A 16,289-nucleotide genomic window follows, 5' to 3' on the forward strand; every position below is an offset into this window, starting at 1 on the left:
ATGACGATGAAGATCGGCTGCGCACCCTGTTGCTGGGGCGTCGACGACGTGAACAACCCGCACCTGCCGCCGTGGCGGCACGTGCTTGCCGAGGCCGCGCAGGCAGGCTACTCGGGCATCGAGCTCGGGCCATACGGCTATATCCCGCTCGAGCTCGACGTGGTGAGCGCCGAGCTCGACCGGCAGCGCCTGAGCATCACCGCCGGCACGATCTTCGACGATCTGGTGTCGCCGGAGAACCTGCCGAACCTGCTGCGCCAGACGCGCGAGATCTGTGCGCTGATCTCGCGGTTGCCGACCTTGCCGACGCAGCACGGCCAGCGCTATGCGGGGCCATACCTGGTCGTGATGGACTGGGGACACGCGGAACGCGACTACGCGGCGGGCCATGCCGATCGCGCACCACGGCTGTCAGAAGAACGCTGGGCATGCATGGTCGACCATATCCACCGAATCGCGACCGTCGCGCGCGACGAATTCGGCGTGCGCGCGGTGATTCATCCGCACGCGGGCGGCTACATCGAGTTCGCGGACGAGATCGACCGGATCGTCGCGGACATCGCGGCCGACACTGCCGGCTTGTGTCTCGACACCGGCCATCTGTACTACTCGGGCATGGATCCCGAGACGTGGCTGCGCCGTCATGCGGCGCGGCTCGACTACGTGCATTTCAAGGATATCGATGCGGCCGTGTACGACGCGGTGATGGGCGAGCACATCGCGTTCTTCGCGGCCTGCGCGCGCGGCGTGATGTGTCCGATCGGCAATGGCGTGCTCGACTACCGCGCGATCCGTCGCGCGCTCGACGACATCGGCTATGCCGGCACCATCACGATCGAGCAGGAGCGCGATCCGCGCAATGCCGGCACGAGCCTGCGCGACGTCGCGGCGAGCCGCGCGTTTCTCGCATCGGCCGGATTCGCGTGAGCGGCGGCGATTGGTACTTCTGAACATCTGAACACGGACAGGAACACGACAATCATGATCGACGGACAGATTCTGCTCGGACATTCGATTCCCTGGGGCATGGTCGGCGGCGGGCTCGGCAGCCAGATCGGCTACAGCCACCGGTCGGCCGCATTGCGCGACGGCAGTTTCCGGCTGGTCGCCGGCGCATTCGACATCGATGCCGAGCGAGGGCGGCAGTTCGGCGTGAAGCTCGGCGTCGACGCCGAGCGCTGCTACCCCGACTACCGGGCGATGTTCGAGGCCGAGGCGAAGCGCGCCGACGGCATTCGCGCGGTGTCGATCGCGACGCCGAACAACACGCACTTCGAGATCTGCCGCGCGGCGCTGAACGCCGGGCTGCACGTGGTTTGCGAGAAGCCGCTGTGCTTCACCACGGAGGAGGCCGAGGCGCTGCAGCGGTTGTCGATCGAGAAGAATCGCATCGTCGGCGTCGCGTACGGCTATTCAGGTCACCAGATGATCGAGCAGGCGCGCGAGATGATCGCGCGCGGCGATCTCGGCGAGATCCGCATCGTGCAGATGCAGTTCGCGCACGGCTTTCACAGCGAGGGCGTGGAGGCCGCGAGCGCGGCCGCCCGCTGGCGCGTCGACCCGAAATTCGCGGGTCCGAGCTACGTGCTCGGCGACATCGGCACGCACCCGCTGTACATCTCGGAAGTGATGGCGCCCGAGCTGAAGATCCGCCGGCTGATGTGCTCGCGGCAAAGCTTCGTGAAGAGCCGCGCGCCACTCGAGGACAATGCGTTCACGATCATGGAATACGACACCGGCGCGATCGGCTACGTATGGTCGAGCGCGGTGAACGCAGGCTCGATGCACGGGCAGAAGGTGCGCGTGATCGGCTCCAGGGCGAGCGTCGAATGGTGGGACGAGCATCCGAACCAGTTGCGCTACGAAATCCAGGGGCAACCCGCGCAGGTGCTCGATCGCGGAATGGGCTATCTGCATCCGCACGCATTGCGCGAGGACCGCATCGGCGCCGGGCATCCGGAAGGGCTGTTCGAAGCATGGTCGAACCTGTACGCGCGTTTCGCACTCGCGATGGATGCGGCCGACCGCGGCGACGCGCAGGCATTGAAGCACATCCGCTTCCCGGACGTGCACGCTGGCGTCGAAGGCGTGCGCTGGGTCGAGAACTGCGTGCGGTCCGCCGAGGCGGGTGGCGTGTGGGTCGACTATCGTTGAGCCATGGCCGGCCGATGCGCGGCATCGGCCGGCGGCCGCGTCGGTAAACGTCCTGATCTTCACGGCACGGCGTGAGCGTTGGAAAATCGTTTCCAGTATCGCCATGGAGCGTGTGCAGGTGATGATCGAGCGCGTGGGAGCGAGCGTGCGGCGCGGTTTGTGCCGCAAACGTGATTAAATTCGCCCTTCATGCATGTATACAGGTGAGTCCCGGGCGGTGCGCGTCGGTATCGCGCGCGCATCGGGGCCGTCAACTTCGCGCTATCCGATGAGTTCATCCGAGAAACCTCCCGCCACCGTCGAGCAGTTCCTGCAGCATCTGGCGCACGAGTATGACGGTCTCAGCAATCGTCTGAAGGCGATTGCGCGTCACGTGGAAACGCATCGGGACCAGCTTGGCCTGGAGGGGATCCAGTCGCTTGCGGAGGCATGCGGGGTCCAGCCGTCGGCCGTCGTGCGGTTCGCGAAGCATTTCGGTTTCTCCGGCTTCTCCGAGATGCAGCGCTTGTTCCGCGAGGGCCTGGCCCAGCAGATCGCGCCGGGCCGCGCGTACAACCTGCGATTGCGCGACGTGATCGAATCGGGCTCGTCCAGCCTGCAGCCCGAGCAGATCGCCGACGAATTCATCAAGGGCAGCATTGCCGGGATGCAGCAGTTGCGGCAGACGCTTGACCCGCAGGCGCTCGCGCAGGCCGTCGACCTGCTCGCCGACACGCAGGCGATCTGGATCGCCGGCTCGCGCCGCGCGTTTCCGATTGCCGTCTATCTCGACTACGCGCTGCAGCACACCGACAAGCGCATCGGCCTGTTCAGCGCGCTTGGCAGCATGCATCTCGGGCAGATCCGGTCGGTGCGCGAGGGCGACGTGATGATCGTGATCTCGTTCATGCCGTATGCGGAAGAGACGGTGCAGGTTGCGCAGCAGGCCGTGCAGCGCGGCGCGCGCCTGATCGCGATCACCGACAGCCGGATGAGCCCGCTCGCGCGCGAGGCCGAGGTGACGTTGATGGTGCAGGACAGCGCGACGTTCGGGTTTCGCGCGCTGACCGCGACGATGGGCCTCGCGCAGAGCCTGTTCGTGGCGCTCGCATACCGGCTCGAGCTGTCGTACCTGCCGACCACCGACGGCGCCCACGGCACGAAGGCCGGCTGACGCCGGCCTTCCGCATGCGTGCCGCCCGCGGGCACATCCGGCGGGCGGCATGGCCATCGCGCTTACTTCGCGGTCGGCATCGCGAACTCGGCGCCCTTGCCGATGCTCGATGCCCAGCGCTGCATCACCGACTTCTGGCGCGTGTAGAAGCGCACGCCTTCCTCGCCGTACGCGTGCATGTCGCCGAACAGGCTCTTCTTCCAGCCGCCGAAGCCGTGCCATGCCATCGGCACGGGAATCGGCACGTTGATGCCGACCATGCCGACCTGGATGCGCCGCGCGAATTCGCGCGCGATGCCGCCGTCGCTCGTGAAGCACGCGACGCCGTTGCCGAACTCGTGCGCGTTGATCAGGTCGACCGCTTCGCCGAAGTCCTTCACGCGCACGCAGCCGAGCACGGGCCCGAAGATTTCTTCCTTGTAGATGCGCATGTCGGGCGTCACATGATCGAACAGCGTGCCGCCGGTGAAGAAGCCCGCCTCGCGGCCCGGCACGCGCAGCCCGCGCCCGTCGACCACCAGTTGCGCGCCTTCGCTGACGCCTTGCTCGATATAGCCTTCGATCCGCTTGAGCGCGTCGCCGGTGACGATCGGACCCATCTCGACTTCCGGCGACATCCCGTCGCCGATCACCAGCTTGCGCGCACGCTCGGCGACTGCCGGCACGATTTGGTCGGCCACGTCGCCGACCAGCACCGCAATGCTGATCGCCATGCAACGTTCGCCCGCCGAGCCGTACGCCGCGCCGATCAGCGCGTCGACCGCCTGCTCGATGTTCGCATCGGGCATCACGACGAGGTGGTTCTTCGCGCCGCCGAGCGCCTGCACGCGCTTGCCCGACTGGACCGCGCGCTGCTGCACGTAGGCCGCAATCGGCGTCGAGCCGACGAAGCTCACGGCCTGCACGTCCGGGTGGTCGAGCAGCGCGTCGACCGCGCCCTTGTCGCCCTGCACGACGTTGAACACTCCGGCGGGCAGGCCGGCCTGCGTCAGCAGGTCGGCCATGAACAGCGCCGCCGACGGGTCGCGTTCGCTCGGCTTCAGCACGAACGTGTTGCCCGTCGCGAGCGCGACCGGGAACATCCAGCACGGCACCATGCACGGGAAGTTGAACGGCGTGATCCCGGCGACGACGCCGAGCGGCTGGCGCATCGTCCAGTTGTCGATGCCGGTGCTGACCTGGTCGGTGAAGTCGCCCTTCAGCAACTGCGGTACGCCGCATGCGAATTCGATGATGTCGATGCCGCGCGCGACTTCGCCCTGCGCGTCGGAGAACACCTTGCCGTGCTCGGCCGTGATGATCGCCGCGAGCGTGTCGCGGTGCTCGTTCATCAACTGCAGGAAGCGGTGCAGCACGCGGGCGCGGCGGATCGGCGGCGTGGCGGCCCAGGCCGGGAAAGCGGCGTGGGCGGACGCGACGGCCTGCTGCACCTCGTCGTCGCCGGCGAGCGCGACGCGGCGCACAGCGCGGCCGAGCGCCGGGTTGAGGACGTCCTGGAAGCGGCCGCTGCGGCCGGCAACGGGCGTGCCGTCGACATAGTGGCCGACGTCGGCGTCGGACGTGTAGGCGGGAACCGGATTCATCGTGTCTCCTGAGGATGGGGGTGGGCGGAACCTAGTCTAGGCAAAGCGGCGGGGCGGGAGAAGGCCGCGCAGCTTGATTCACTGTTCAGAATTCTGAATAATCATCGAATGAATCAGCAAAATGTCCAGGCGCTCTGGCCGCATATCCATTCGCTGACGGTGCTGGCGGCGGCAGGCAGTTTCACGGCCGCGGCGCAGCGGCTCGGCATCAGCAAGGCCGCGATGAGTCAGCGCATCGCCGATCTCGAGAAGGCGGCCGGCGTGCCGCTGGTGCGGCGCACGACACGCAGCGTGCGGCTCACCGACGCGGGGCAGACGCTGGTCGACAGCACGCGCGACGCGTTCGAATCGATTGGCCAGCACTTCGCTCGCGTGAAGGACCTGGCCGGCGAGCCGCGCGGGCTGCTGCGCGTGACGGCGCCCGTCGCGCTCGGGCGCCAGCAGGTCGTGCCGCACTTGCCCGATTTCCTGCGGCAGCATCCGGGCGTGCATATCGAACTCGATCTGTCCGACCGGCTGCATTCGCTGACGCAGGAGGGTTTCGACCTCGCGATCCGCCATACGACGACCGCGCCGCAAACCCACGTCGCGTGGAAGCTGTGCGACACGCGTTCGTTGCTGGTCGCGAGCCGGGACTACCTCGACGCGCGCGGCACGCCGCGCCACCCGAGCGAACTCGTCGACCACAGCTGTCTGTGCTACCTGCGCGACAACGAACCGGCGGCCTGGAGCTTCGAGCCGGACGGCCGTCGGCGCCAGCGCGTGAGCGTGCCCGTGCGCGGCAGCTTCGCGGCGAACAACAGCGAGGCGATGCGCGAGGCCGCGCTCGGCGGGCTCGGCATCGCACTCCTGCCGGATTTCAGCGCGCGGCGCGACCTCGACGCCGGGCGGCTCGTCGCGCTGCTCGACGGCTGGCGACCGTCGGGCGCGTTCGGCGACCACATCTTCGCGATCCGGCCGTACAGCACGGTCGTGCCGAGCGCGGTTCGCGCGCTCGTGCGGCACTTGCGCGAGCGACTCGCGGGCGGTTTCTCGGGCGCCTGACAGGCGAGGCCGGGCGCGCCGCGTCGCATGGCCGGGGCCTGGCCGCACGGGCAGGGGTGGCCGCGCTGCGGTAAAATCGCCGCTTCCTCCCGCGCCCGTGTGGCGCGTCATTCGAAGGTCGACAGCCGATGCAGATTCACAAGGAAGTGGACGCGCGCGGGCTCAATTGCCCGTTGCCGATCCTGCGCGCCAAGAAAGCGCTCGCCGATATGGAGAGCGGGCAGATCCTCAAGGTGCTCGCGACCGATCCGGGCTCGCAGCGCGATTTCGCCGCGTTCGCGAAGCAGACGGGCAACGAGATCGTCGAAGTGACGACCCAGGACAAGACGTTCGTGTTCCTGATGCGCCGCCGCTGACGGCCCGCATCACGCGCCGCTTGCGGCACCCGCACGGGCAGCGCCCGTCGCGGCCCGCCCGCGCCTCCTCCTCCGACACCTCTGACAATTCTTAAACCTCGTCGCACGGCCGGCTGCGTATACTGACCCGGCCGGTCGTCCGTCTCGGATGGATGCGCCGGCCACGGTACGTCATACGAGGCGGGCACGGGGGCCATGCCTGACGCTACCGTTGTACAAACGGGGAGAGGACATGTCCTTCAGACCAGGGACCATTCGAAGTCCGTCCGCAGCGGAATGCATCGCGCCCGCACGCGCGGCGGGGTTGAGCCGGATCGAGCTCGACCCGCAACAGGATCGCCACGCGCGTGCCGCGCTGGAGGCGTATGCCGATTCGGCGGCGGCCGAGATGCCATGGCTCGCGGAGTCGCTCGACGAACGGCTGCGCGGCGTCGCGCAGGAGGACGGCGCGGGCCTCACGTATTGCGGCGCAACGATTGGGCGCGTGTTCGATCTCGCGCAGGCGTGGGCGGCGAGCCAGCCCGACTATGTGGCGCCGGCGTGGGAGCGCGTGCGCGGCCAGCTGGAGCGGATGCTGGGGCAGCCGATGCCGCGGCAGCCGGAGGTATTCCCGGTCGCGCGGCTGGCCGAGCCGATGGCCGGCAACGCGAGCCCCGACTAGGCGCGCGACCGCGCGACGGGAAGGATTATTCGAATAAAGGACCGTAGTCCGCGCAATTTCTTGGCGAATTTCATACTACTATGATGAAATCGCCGGTTCGTCCGTGCCCCGTTTTTGAGATATGTTGCCGGGGGGCCGTGCCGCGCAGGTCGCGCGTTCGGCAATCGACGGCTCGTCGGCCGGTGTTGGGGGCCGCGCGCGTGCTGCGCGGGGTGAGCGCGGGGAGCTGAACTGGACGAATCGATTTCGATTTGCGGGGTGCTATGAGAATTGCTGTACTGGATGACGATCCGGCCCAGACGGATTTCGTCAGTCAAACGCTGACGGCCGCTGGCCATACATGCTATGCGTTCAAGGAAGGCAAGGCCCTGAAGAAGCGTCTGCAGCGAGAGACGTTCGATCTGCTCGTGCTCGACTGGAACGTGCCGGACATGTCCGGCGAGGAAGTGCTCAAATGGGTGCGGGCGAACCAGACCGAGCACAGCCTGCCGATCATCTTCATGACGAGCCGCGACGACGAGGCAGGGATCACGCAGATCCTCAACGCCGGCGCCGACGATTACGTGGTCAAGCCTGTGTCGGGCCCGATTCTGCGCGCGCGCATCGGCTCGCTGCTGCGCCGCGCGTATCCGGTCAACGCGGAGGCGACCGTTCGCGAGTTCGACCAGTTCCGCTTCGACGTGAACCTGAAGCAGGCGTATGTCGGCGACAAGGCCGTGAGCCTCACGCAGAAGGAATTCGAGCTCGCGCTGCTGCTGTTCCAGCACCTCGACCGACCGCTGTCGCGCGCGCACATTCTCGATCTCGTGTGGAAGCAGGCGACCGACATTCCGTCGCGCACGATGGACACGCACATCTCGATGCTGCGCACGAAGCTCGGCCTGCGGCCGGAAAACGGCTATCGCCTCGCGCCGATCTACGGCTACGGCTACCGGCTCGAGCGGGTCGGTCAGGGAGAACCGGAGTGACCCAGCGAATCACGCAGCGCACGGCGCGTTTGTGCACGGTGGCCCTGCGCGCGGCGTGCGCGGTCGCGTTCGCGTTCGCGGCACAGCAGGCCGTCGCGCAGCCGCCCGCTGCCGTGGGCAAGACGGTCGTCTACCGCACGCATGCCGGCGACACGCTGTATGACGTCGCCGCGCGCTATCTGCAGGGCCCGGACGACTGGCAGTTGCTGCAGCAGATCAACGGCGTGCCCGCGCCGAAGCACCTGCAGTCCGGCGTCGCGCTGAAGCTGCCTGTCGCGCGGCTGCGCAAGGAAAAGCTGACCGCGCGCGTCGTCGCGGTGCAGGGCACGGTCGAGCGCGCATCCGGCGGCGCGTATGCGCCGCTCGTGAACGACGCGACGCTCGCCGAGGGCGATCGCGTGCGCACCGGCGGGAACGGCTTCCTGACGCTCGAACTGGCCGACGGCACGCACATGAGCCTGCCGCCCGACAGTCAGCTGGACCTGAAGACCTTGCGCCGCACCGTGCTGACCGGCACGCTCGATCGGGAATTCGAACTCACGCGCGGCTCCGTCGACAGCGACGTCACGCATCTGAAGAAGCGCGACGACCGCTTCCAGATTCGCTCGCCGTCCGTCGTGGCCGGCGTGCGCGGCACGCGGTTCCGCGTGAACTACGACGCCGCCGGCAACGCGGCGACGCGCGTCGAGGTGCTCGACGGCACCGTCGGCGTCGCTGGCAAGCAGCAGCCGGCCGACCCGACGCTCGTGCATGCGAACTTCGGCAGCGTCTCGACGTCGTCCGGCGCGGTCGGTACCCCCGTGCAACTGCTGCCGGCGCCTGCGCTCACACATCCCGACAAGGTGCAGGACGAGTCCGACATCGCGTTCGACATCGCGCCGCTCGAGCATGCGCACGCCTATCACCTGCAACTCGCGCGCGACGCGGGCATGCTCGAGCTGTTCAGCGAAACGCGCACCGTTTCGTCGCGCGCGGTGTTCCGCGACGTGCCGAACGGTACGTACTTCGTCCGGATTGCCGCGATCGACGACAACGGCCTCGAAGGCGTGCCGCACATTTATGCGTTCGAGCGGCGCCTGATGGGGCTCGACGCAACTGCGTCGGCCGGCCCGAACGGCTATGAGTTCCGCTGGTCGCCGAATGGCGCGAGCAAGGATGCGCGTTATCGGTTCGTGCTGTCGCGCTCGAAGGACCTGAGCGCGCCGGTCGTCGACCAGATGGGCCTGCAGGCGCGCAGGATCACGGTCGCGCACCTGCCGCCCGGCGACTATTACTGGGCGGTGACGGTCGAGGAGTTCGAAGGCGGCAAGTTCTATCAGAAGACGAGTCCGGTCAGCGCGTTCACGTTGTCGCGCTGACCCGCGGCGCATGAAAACCGACTCCGTTTCCCCGCGGCGGCGCCTCGGCCGCCGCTTCCTGATCGAGTGGATCGCGATCGGCTGCCTCGGGATCGCGGTGATCCTCGCGTGCGCGTTCGGCCGGTTCTCGTCGAGCGTCGACGGGCTCATCTACGACCGGCTGCTGATGCTGCGCAGCCTGCCGCTGTCGCCCGACGTCGTCGTCGTCGACATCGACAACCAGAGCGTGTCCGCACTCGGCCGCTGGCCGTGGCCGCGCAGCGTGCACGCGCGGCTGCTCGACACGCTGGCGCGTGCGAAGCCGGCCGCGGTCGTCTACGACGTGCTGTTTACCGAGCAGTCGCCGGAGGATCGCGCGTTCGCGGATGCAATGACCCACGTGCCGACTTTCCTGCCCGTCTTGCTGAGCCCCGAGCAGGCGGACGGCACGCGCACCGTCGAGCCGCCGGTGGCGGAGCTGTCGGCACGCACGATGGGGCTCGGCCACATCAATCTCGAAGTCGATCCCGACGGTATCGTGCGCAGCGTCGCGCTGTTCGAAAGCGACGGACGCGTGCGCTGGCCGCAACTGATGGTGCCGGTCTATCGGGCAATCCAGGCCGGCCGGCTGCATCCGGTCGGCGGCGTGCCCGGCGCGAATGCGCACGACCTGTCGCGCGACGCGAGCGGCGAGGGTCGCTACCTGATCCCGTTCAGTCGCAATACGCCCGCCTATGCGACGCTGTCGTTCGACGACGTGCTCGAAGGGCGCGTGAAACCCGACGCGCTGCGCGGCAAGATCGTCGTCGTCGGCGTGACCGCATCGGGCCTCTACGACCGCTTCGCGACGCCGGTGTCGGGTGACTTCGGCCCGCTTGCCGGCGTGTACATCCATGCGAACGTGCTCGACATGCTGACCACGGGCAGCGCGATCCTGCCCGCGTCTCGTGCGTGGCTATTCGCCGCATCGCTGCTGCCGCTTGCCGTGCTGCTGGGCGGTTTCCTGATGCTGTCGCCGTGGCGTGCGCTGCTGCTGACGCTGAGCCTGGCCGCGCTGTCCGTCGTCGCCAGCATGGCGCTGCTGTTCGAGGCGCGCGTGTGGCTGTCGCCCGCGCCGGCGATCTTCGGGCTGATCGCCGTGTACCCGATCTGGAACTGGCGGCGCCTGGAAATGACGATGTCGTACCTGCGTCGCGAACTGCAGCGGCTGGCCGACGAGCCGCACCTGCTGCCCGAGGCGCCACGCACGCGTAGCGTCGGCGGCGACGTGCTCGAACGGCAGATGGCGCTGATGGCGCAGGCCGCGCAGCGCGTGCAGGACATGAAGCGCTTCGTCTGGGACAGCCTCGACAGCATGCCGGAGCCGATCTTCGTCACCGACCTGGCCGGGACCGTGCTGATCGCGAACCATGCGGCGAAGCGCTACGGGGCGCGCCTCGCGCTGCCTCTGCCGGAAGGGCGGCCGCTGCGCGCCGCGCTCGGCGAGCTGACTTTCATGAAGACCGTCGACGGCAACGCCGAACATGACGTCACGATCCGCGAACACTGGCCGGACGCGCTCGACCCGACGCTCGGGGCCGAAGACGAAGCGATGGCGCGCGGCATCGAGGTGCGCGATCGCAACGGGCTTGACCATCTGTTACGCTACGCCCCGTGTACGAATGCGCAGGGCCGCGTGACGGGCTGGATTGCCGGCCTCGTCGACGTGACCGAGCTGCACGCGGCCGAGCGGCAGCGCGAGGAGGCGCTGCACCTGCTGTCGCACGACATGCGCTCGCCGCAGTCGTCGATCCTCGCGCTCGTCGAAATCGAGCGCGATCGCGTCGAAACGGAAGCGATGCGCGGGCTGCTCGCGCGGATCGAGCGGTACGCGCACCGTGCGCTGTCGCTCGCCGACGAGTTCGTGCAGCTGGCGCGCGCGGAGTCGCAGGCGTATCAGCTCGAACCGACCAGCCTCGTCGACGTGCTGATCGATGCGAGCGACGAAGTCTGGCCGCAGGCGCAGGCGAAGCGCATCCGCATCGAGACCGACGTCGGCACCGACATGTGCTGGGCGCGCGCCGACCGCTCGCTGATCACGCGCGCGTTCGTCAACCTGCTGAACAATGCAGTCAAATACAGTCCGTCCAACACGGTGATCACGTGTACGCTGACGGTCGAGCATGCATCGAAGCGGATGTTCTGTACGATTCGCGATCAGGGGTACGGCATCGCGCCGGAAGATCAGCGGCATCTGTTCGAGCGTTTCAAGCGATTCCATGCGGGCGAGCGGCCCGAAATCTCGGGCTCGGGGCTCGGCATGGCATTCGTGAAGACGGTCGTTACGCGCCACGGCGGCAGCGTGACGGTCGACAGCGAAGTGGGTGTCGGCACCGCGGTGACGGTGTCGCTGCCCGCGATCGACGAGCCGTCCGCCTGACAGGGCCGGGCACGACGGCAGGCATTTGGGGGAAGTCATGAGAAAGGAATGGGCAGCGACCGCGCTGGCGGTGGCGCTGTTGACGGGCTGCGCCGGCGTCACGACCGGCGTGAGCGCGCTCGGGCAGCCGAACGCGTTCGCATCCGGTGCGCACGATTACGATTTCGTTCGCACGGCCGCTCAGGCCGGCGATGCCGAATACCGGCAGATCGAGACGCTCGTGCGCGACGAGCTCGCGCACCGCGGCTTCGACGCGCAGTCTGGCCAGGCCGCGCGTTACCGGCTGTCGATCGCGTACGCGACGCAGCCGGCGTCGGTCGCGACGATGGCCGACCAGTGCGGCGCGGCAAGCAGCGCGTGCGTGACCGTCGACGGGCCGGCCCCGCTGGCGCTGCCGTTCGCCGGCAAGGTGTACCGCCACGTGCTGACGCTGCGTTTCGTCGATGCGAAGTCGGGCGCCGACGTCTATCGCGTGTCGGCGTCGATGCGCGATCGCGATGCCGGCACGCAGCAGGCCGCGCCGACGCTCGTGAAGAGCGCGCTCGCGAAGCTGCCGTTCGAGCAGGGAGGCGGCTGGCTCGTGAAGACGAAAAAAGACGACGCGGGCGCAATGCCGGGCGTCGTCTCGGTGAAATCGGCCGCCGCGCGCTGACGCGCCGGCCGTGAGGTGAGGGCGGCTCGCCGCGCGGGCGAGGCCGGCCCGTGGCGCGTTCAGGCGGCCGGTTGCCCGTTGGCTCGCGCGCGCAGGTACGCGTCGAACTCGGCGCCGACTTCCGGGTGGCGCAGTGCGAACTCGACCGTCGCCTTCAGGTAGCCCAGCTTGCTGCCGCAGTCGTAGCGCGTGCCCTGATACTTGTAGGCCAGCACCTGTTCGTCGGCGAGCAGCGCCTGGATCGCGTCGGTGAGCTGCAGTTCGCCGCCCGCGCCCGGCTTCAGCGCGCGCAGGTGTTCGAAGATCCGCGGCTTCAGAATGTAGCGGCCGACCACGCCGAGGTTCGACGGCGCGACTTCCGGCGCCGGCTTCTCGACGATCGCCGACATCTTGACGATCGACTCTTCCCACTCCTTGCCGTCGACGATGCCGTACGACTTCGTCTCCGACGGCGGGATCTCTTCCACGCCGATCACCGAGCTGTGATAGTGGTCGAACACGTCGACCATCTGCTTCATCACGGGCGGGTTGCCGTCGAGCAGGTCGTCGGCGAGGATCACCGCGAACGGGTTGTCGGCGACCAGCTTCTCCGCGCACAGCACCGCATGGCCGAGGCCGAGCGCTTCCGGCTGGCGCACGTAGAAGCAGTCGACATGGCTCGGCTTGATGCTGCGCACGAGCTCGAGCAGTTTCTCCTTGCCGCGCGCCTCGAGTTCGGCCTCGACTTCGTACGACTTGTCGAAGTGATCCTCGATCGCGCGCTTGCTGCGACCGGTCACGAAGATCATCTCCGTGATGCCCGCGGCGATCGCTTCCTCGACCGCGTACTGGATGAGCGGCTTGTCGACGACGGGCAGCATTTCCTTCGGGCTCGCCTTCGTTGCCGGGAGGAACCGCGTGCCGAGACCGGCAACGGGGAATACCGCCTTGGTGACTTTCAACATGATCGAACCTTTATTCCTGTAATCGACTTGTCAGACAGTCTATGTTCACGTTCCGATTATAGTGAACGCAAACGACCTTACTGTTTGTTACGCAGGCAACCGATCGAGCTGTGCGCGCAGCTTGTCCAAAGTGCTCTGGAATTCGGCTACGCGCTTGTGCTCCTGTTCGACCACGGCTGGCGGCGCTTTCGCGACGAACGCCTCGTTGCCGAGCTTTGCATTGCACTTCCCGATCTCGCCCGTCAGGCGCGCGATTTCCTTCGACAGGCGCTCGCGTTCGGCCGCAATGTCGATTTCCACTTTCAGTACCAGCTTGTTCGGGCCCACGATCGCGATCGGCGCGCCGTGCGCCGCCTGGTCGAGCGTCGCTTCGTCGGCCAGGATCTGCACTTCCGACAGGCGGGCCAGCGCCTGGACGTACGGCGCGAACGAGCCCAGGCGCTCGGCGTCGCCGGCCGCGAGCAGCGGCACCTTGGTCGCCGGCGACAGGTTCATCTCGCCGCGCAGGTTGCGGCATGCGTCGACGATCGCCTTCAGGTCGGCTGCCCATTGTTCGGACGCCTCGTCGATCTTCTGCAGGTTCGCGACCGGATACGACTGCGTCATCAGCGACGCTTCGCCTTCACTCTTGCCTTGCGGGTAACGGCCGGCGAGCGGTGCGACCTTCTGCCAGAGCGCCTCGGTGATGAACGGAATGATCGGGTGTGCGAGGCGCAGCACGGTTTCGAGCACGCGCAGCAGCGTTCGGCGCGTCGCGCGCTGCTGCTCCGGCGTACCGTTCTGGATCTGCACCTTCGCGAGTTCGAGATACCAGTCGCAGTACTCGTCCCACACGAACTTGTAGATGCTGGTGGCGATGTTGTCGAAGCGGTAATCGGCGAAGCCCTTCGCGATGTCGGCCTCGGTGCGCTGCAGGAGCGACACGATCCAGCGGTCGGCCGCCGAGAAGTCGAGGTAGCCGCCGGGGCCGCAGTCGCCCGCGCCGCACACTTCCGGCTTGTCGGCGCCGCAGTCGTGGCCTTCGCAGTTCATCAGCACGAAGCGCGTCGCGTTCCACAGCTTGTTGCAGAAGTTGCGATAGCCTTCGCAGCGCGCGAGGTCGAAGTTCACGTTGCGGCCGAGCGTCGCCATCGACGCCATCGTGAAGCGCAGCGCGTCGGTGCCGAACGCGGCGATGCCGTCCGGGAATTCCTTGCGCGTCTTCTTCTCGATGGTGGCGGCCTGCTTCGGGTTCATCAGGCCCGTCGTGCGCTTCGCCACCAGCGTTTCGAGGTCGATGCCGTCGACGATGTCGATCGGGTCGAGCGTGTTGCCCTTGCTCTTCGACATCTTCTGGCCTTCCGCGTCGCGCACGAGGCCGTGCACGTAGACGGTATGGAACGGCACCTTGCCGGTGAAGTGCGTCGTCATCATCACCATCCGGGCAACCCAGAAGAAGATGATGTCGAAGCCGGTGACGAGCACCGACGACGGCAGGAAGTGCTGCAGCTCAGGCGTTTCGTTCGGCCAGCCGAGCGACGAGAACGGCACGAGCGCCGACGAGAACCACGTGTCGAGCACGTCCTCGTCGCGCTTGAGCGCGCCGGCATAGCCCTTCGCGGCGGCCTGCGCGCGCGCCTCTTCCTCGTTGCGCGCGACGAACACTTCGCCGTTTTCGCCGTACCATGCGGGAATCTGGTGGCCCCACCAAAGCTGGCGCGAGATGCACCAGTCCTGGATGTTCTCGAGCCATTGATAGTAGGTGGTCGTCCAGTTTTCCGGCACGAACTTGATCTGGCCGTTGCGCACGACGTCGAGCGACGTTTCGGTGATCGACTTGCCCGGGTTGAACGTGCCTTCCGGCGCCGGCTTCGTCATCGCGACGAACCACTGGTCGGTCAGCATCGGCTCGATCACGACGCCCGTGCGATCGCCGCGCGGCACCATCAGCTTGTGCGGTTTCACGGAATCGAGGAAGCCCTGCGCGTCGAGATCGGCGACGATCGCCTTACGCGCGTCGAAGCGGTCGAGGCCGCGATACTGCTCGGGGCCGTTGTCGTTGATCTTCGCGTCGAGCGTTAGGATCTCGATCGGCGCGAGGTTGTGGCGCAGGCCGACCTGGTAGTCGTTGAAGTCGTGCGCGGGCGTGACCTTCACGACGCCCGTGCCGAATTCGCGGTCGACGTAGTCGTCGGCGATCACCGGAATCTCGCGGCCCGTCAGCGGCAGCGTGACGAGCTTGCCGATCAGATGCGCGTAGCGCTCGTCTTCCGGGTGAACCATCAGCGCGACGTCGCCGAGCATCGTTTCCGGGCGCGTGGTCGCGACGGTCAGCGAACCCGAACCGTCGACGAGCGGGTAGCGGATGTGCCACAGATGGCCGTTTTCCTCCTCGCTCGCGACCTCGAGATCCGACACCGCGGTGAGCAGCACCGGATCCCAGTTGACGAGGCGCTTGCCGCGGTAGATCAGGCCCTGTTCGTAGAGCGTGACGAACACGTCGCGCACGGCGGCCGACATCTTGTCGTCCATCGTGAAATACTCGCGCGACCAGTCGGTCGATGCGCCGAGACGGCGCACCTGGCCGGTGATCGTCGAACCGGACTGCTGCTTCCACTCCCACACGCGCTCGACGAACTTCTCGCGGCCGAGGTCATGGCGCGATACGCCCTGCGCATCGAGCTGGCGTTCGACGACGATCTGGGTCGCGATCCCCGCGTGGTCGGTGCCGGGCACCCACAATGTGTTCTCGCCGAGCATCCGGTGGTAACGGGCGAGACCGTCCATGATCGTCTGGTTGAACGCGTGGCCCATGTGCAACGTGCCGGTGACGTTCGGCGGCGGCAGCTGGATCGCGAAATCCGGGCGTGCCGGATCGAATGCCGGGGCGGCATAGCCGCGTTTTTCCCACTCCGGCCCCCATTGGGACTCGATGGTGTGGGGCTCGAAACTCTTCGCAAGCGTGCTGTCGCTCATGGTTGGAAATCTGCCGAAAAATGCGTGAATTGGATGCCGAATCTGTCAATTATAAATGGATGC

General features: G+C 67.4%; 13 protein-coding genes. 10 read left to right on the forward strand and 3 right to left on the reverse strand.

The features are described 5' to 3' along the window. The 3 genes from WI26_RS06455 (at window position 1) to WI26_RS06465 (ending at window position 3,307) form a co-directional block, all read left to right on the forward strand. Complete coding sequence (locus WI26_RS06455; RefSeq protein WP_069225505.1) at window positions 1–927, forward strand: TIM barrel protein; 927 nt, start codon at window positions 1–3, stop codon at window positions 925–927. A gap of 54 nt (window positions 928–981) precedes the next feature. Beyond that, window positions 982–2,154: a Gfo/Idh/MocA family protein gene (locus WI26_RS06460; RefSeq protein ID WP_069225506.1), complete on the forward strand. Its 1,173-nt coding sequence runs from the start codon at window positions 982–984 to the stop codon at window positions 2,152–2,154. A 268-nt stretch (window positions 2,155–2,422) separates the two neighbouring features. Beyond that, window positions 2,423–3,307, forward strand: coding sequence for a MurR/RpiR family transcriptional regulator (locus WI26_RS06465; RefSeq protein ID WP_069226363.1), 885 nt, complete (start codon window positions 2,423–2,425; stop codon window positions 3,305–3,307). A 62-nt stretch (window positions 3,308–3,369) separates the two neighbouring features. On the opposite strand, the gene WI26_RS06470 is transcribed toward WI26_RS06465, so the two are convergent. Continuing rightward, window positions 3,370–4,890: a CoA-acylating methylmalonate-semialdehyde dehydrogenase gene (locus WI26_RS06470; protein WP_069225507.1), complete on the reverse strand. Its 1,521-nt coding sequence runs from the start codon at window positions 4,888–4,890 to the stop codon at window positions 3,370–3,372. Between the two features lie 108 nt (window positions 4,891–4,998). Between WI26_RS06470 and WI26_RS06475 the strand changes: the two genes are divergently transcribed. The 7 genes from WI26_RS06475 (at window position 4,999) to WI26_RS06505 (ending at window position 12,327) form a co-directional block, all read left to right on the forward strand. Next, on the forward strand, window positions 4,999–5,934 hold the full coding sequence (locus tag WI26_RS06475; protein WP_059467694.1) for a LysR family transcriptional regulator: 936 nt from the start codon (window positions 4,999–5,001) through the stop codon (window positions 5,932–5,934). A 128-nt stretch (window positions 5,935–6,062) separates the two neighbouring features. Beyond that, the gene (locus WI26_RS06480) at window positions 6,063–6,290 is read left to right on the forward strand and encodes a sulfurtransferase TusA family protein (RefSeq protein WP_006753156.1); all 228 of its coding nucleotides are present in this window, start codon (window positions 6,063–6,065) and stop codon (window positions 6,288–6,290) included. A 232-nt stretch (window positions 6,291–6,522) separates the two neighbouring features. After that, window positions 6,523–6,951, forward strand: coding sequence for a peptidase (locus WI26_RS06485; protein ID WP_069225508.1), 429 nt, complete (start codon window positions 6,523–6,525; stop codon window positions 6,949–6,951). 263 nt (window positions 6,952–7,214) lie between these two features. Beyond that, window positions 7,215–7,919: a response regulator transcription factor gene (locus WI26_RS06490; RefSeq protein ID WP_006402120.1), complete on the forward strand. Its 705-nt coding sequence runs from the start codon at window positions 7,215–7,217 to the stop codon at window positions 7,917–7,919. After that, complete coding sequence (locus WI26_RS06495; protein ID WP_069225509.1) at window positions 7,916–9,277, forward strand: FecR family protein; 1,362 nt, start codon at window positions 7,916–7,918, stop codon at window positions 9,275–9,277. The genes WI26_RS06490 and WI26_RS06495 overlap by 4 nt, the downstream gene beginning before the upstream one ends. A 10-nt stretch (window positions 9,278–9,287) precedes the next feature. Next, window positions 9,288–11,675 carry a CHASE2 domain-containing protein gene (locus WI26_RS06500; protein WP_069225510.1) on the forward strand — a complete coding sequence of 796 codons (2,388 nt, stop codon included), beginning with the start codon at window positions 9,288–9,290 and terminating at the stop codon, window positions 11,673–11,675. A gap of 37 nt (window positions 11,676–11,712) precedes the next feature. Beyond that, complete coding sequence (locus WI26_RS06505; RefSeq protein ID WP_069225511.1) at window positions 11,713–12,327, forward strand: DUF4136 domain-containing protein; 615 nt, start codon at window positions 11,713–11,715, stop codon at window positions 12,325–12,327. A 59-nt stretch (window positions 12,328–12,386) separates the two neighbouring features. Here the strand turns inward: WI26_RS06505 and galU are convergent, their stop codons facing one another. Further along, window positions 12,387–13,271, reverse strand: coding sequence for a UTP--glucose-1-phosphate uridylyltransferase GalU (gene galU / locus WI26_RS06510; RefSeq protein WP_059467689.1), 885 nt, complete (start codon window positions 13,269–13,271; stop codon window positions 12,387–12,389). A gap of 87 nt (window positions 13,272–13,358) precedes the next feature. Further along, the gene (locus tag WI26_RS06515; protein ID WP_069225512.1) at window positions 13,359–16,226 is read right to left on the reverse strand and encodes a valine--tRNA ligase; all 2,868 of its coding nucleotides are present in this window, start codon (window positions 16,224–16,226) and stop codon (window positions 13,359–13,361) included. Window positions 16,227–16,289: the final 63 nt, after the last annotated feature.

This window comes from Burkholderia diffusa, assembly GCF_001718315.1.
Classification (GTDB): domain Bacteria; phylum Pseudomonadota; class Gammaproteobacteria; order Burkholderiales; family Burkholderiaceae; genus Burkholderia; species Burkholderia diffusa_B.

Coding starts and splice junctions, on each gene's coding strand:
- WI26_RS06460 (WP_069225506.1), top strand. CDS start 982: ATGATCGACGGACAGATTCTGCTCGGACATTCGATTCCCTGGGGCATG.
- WI26_RS06465 (WP_069226363.1), top strand. CDS start 2,423: ATGAGTTCATCCGAGAAACCTCCCGCCACCGTCGAGCAGTTCCTGCAG.
- WI26_RS06480 (WP_006753156.1), top strand. CDS start 6,063: ATGCAGATTCACAAGGAAGTGGACGCGCGCGGGCTCAATTGCCCGTTG.
- galU (WP_059467689.1), bottom strand. CDS start 13,271: ATGTTGAAAGTCACCAAGGCGGTATTCCCCGTTGCCGGTCTCGGCACG.
- WI26_RS06470 (WP_069225507.1), bottom strand. CDS start 4,890: ATGAATCCGGTTCCCGCCTACACGTCCGACGCCGACGTCGGCCACTAT.
- WI26_RS06455 (WP_069225505.1), top strand. CDS start 1: ATGACGATGAAGATCGGCTGCGCACCCTGTTGCTGGGGCGTCGACGAC.
- WI26_RS06485 (WP_069225508.1), top strand. CDS start 6,523: ATGTCCTTCAGACCAGGGACCATTCGAAGTCCGTCCGCAGCGGAATGC.
- WI26_RS06490 (WP_006402120.1), top strand. CDS start 7,215: ATGAGAATTGCTGTACTGGATGACGATCCGGCCCAGACGGATTTCGTC.
- WI26_RS06500 (WP_069225510.1), top strand. CDS start 9,288: ATGAAAACCGACTCCGTTTCCCCGCGGCGGCGCCTCGGCCGCCGCTTC.
- WI26_RS06475 (WP_059467694.1), top strand. CDS start 4,999: ATGAATCAGCAAAATGTCCAGGCGCTCTGGCCGCATATCCATTCGCTG.
- WI26_RS06515 (WP_069225512.1), bottom strand. CDS start 16,226: ATGAGCGACAGCACGCTTGCGAAGAGTTTCGAGCCCCACACCATCGAG.
- WI26_RS06505 (WP_069225511.1), top strand. CDS start 11,713: ATGAGAAAGGAATGGGCAGCGACCGCGCTGGCGGTGGCGCTGTTGACG.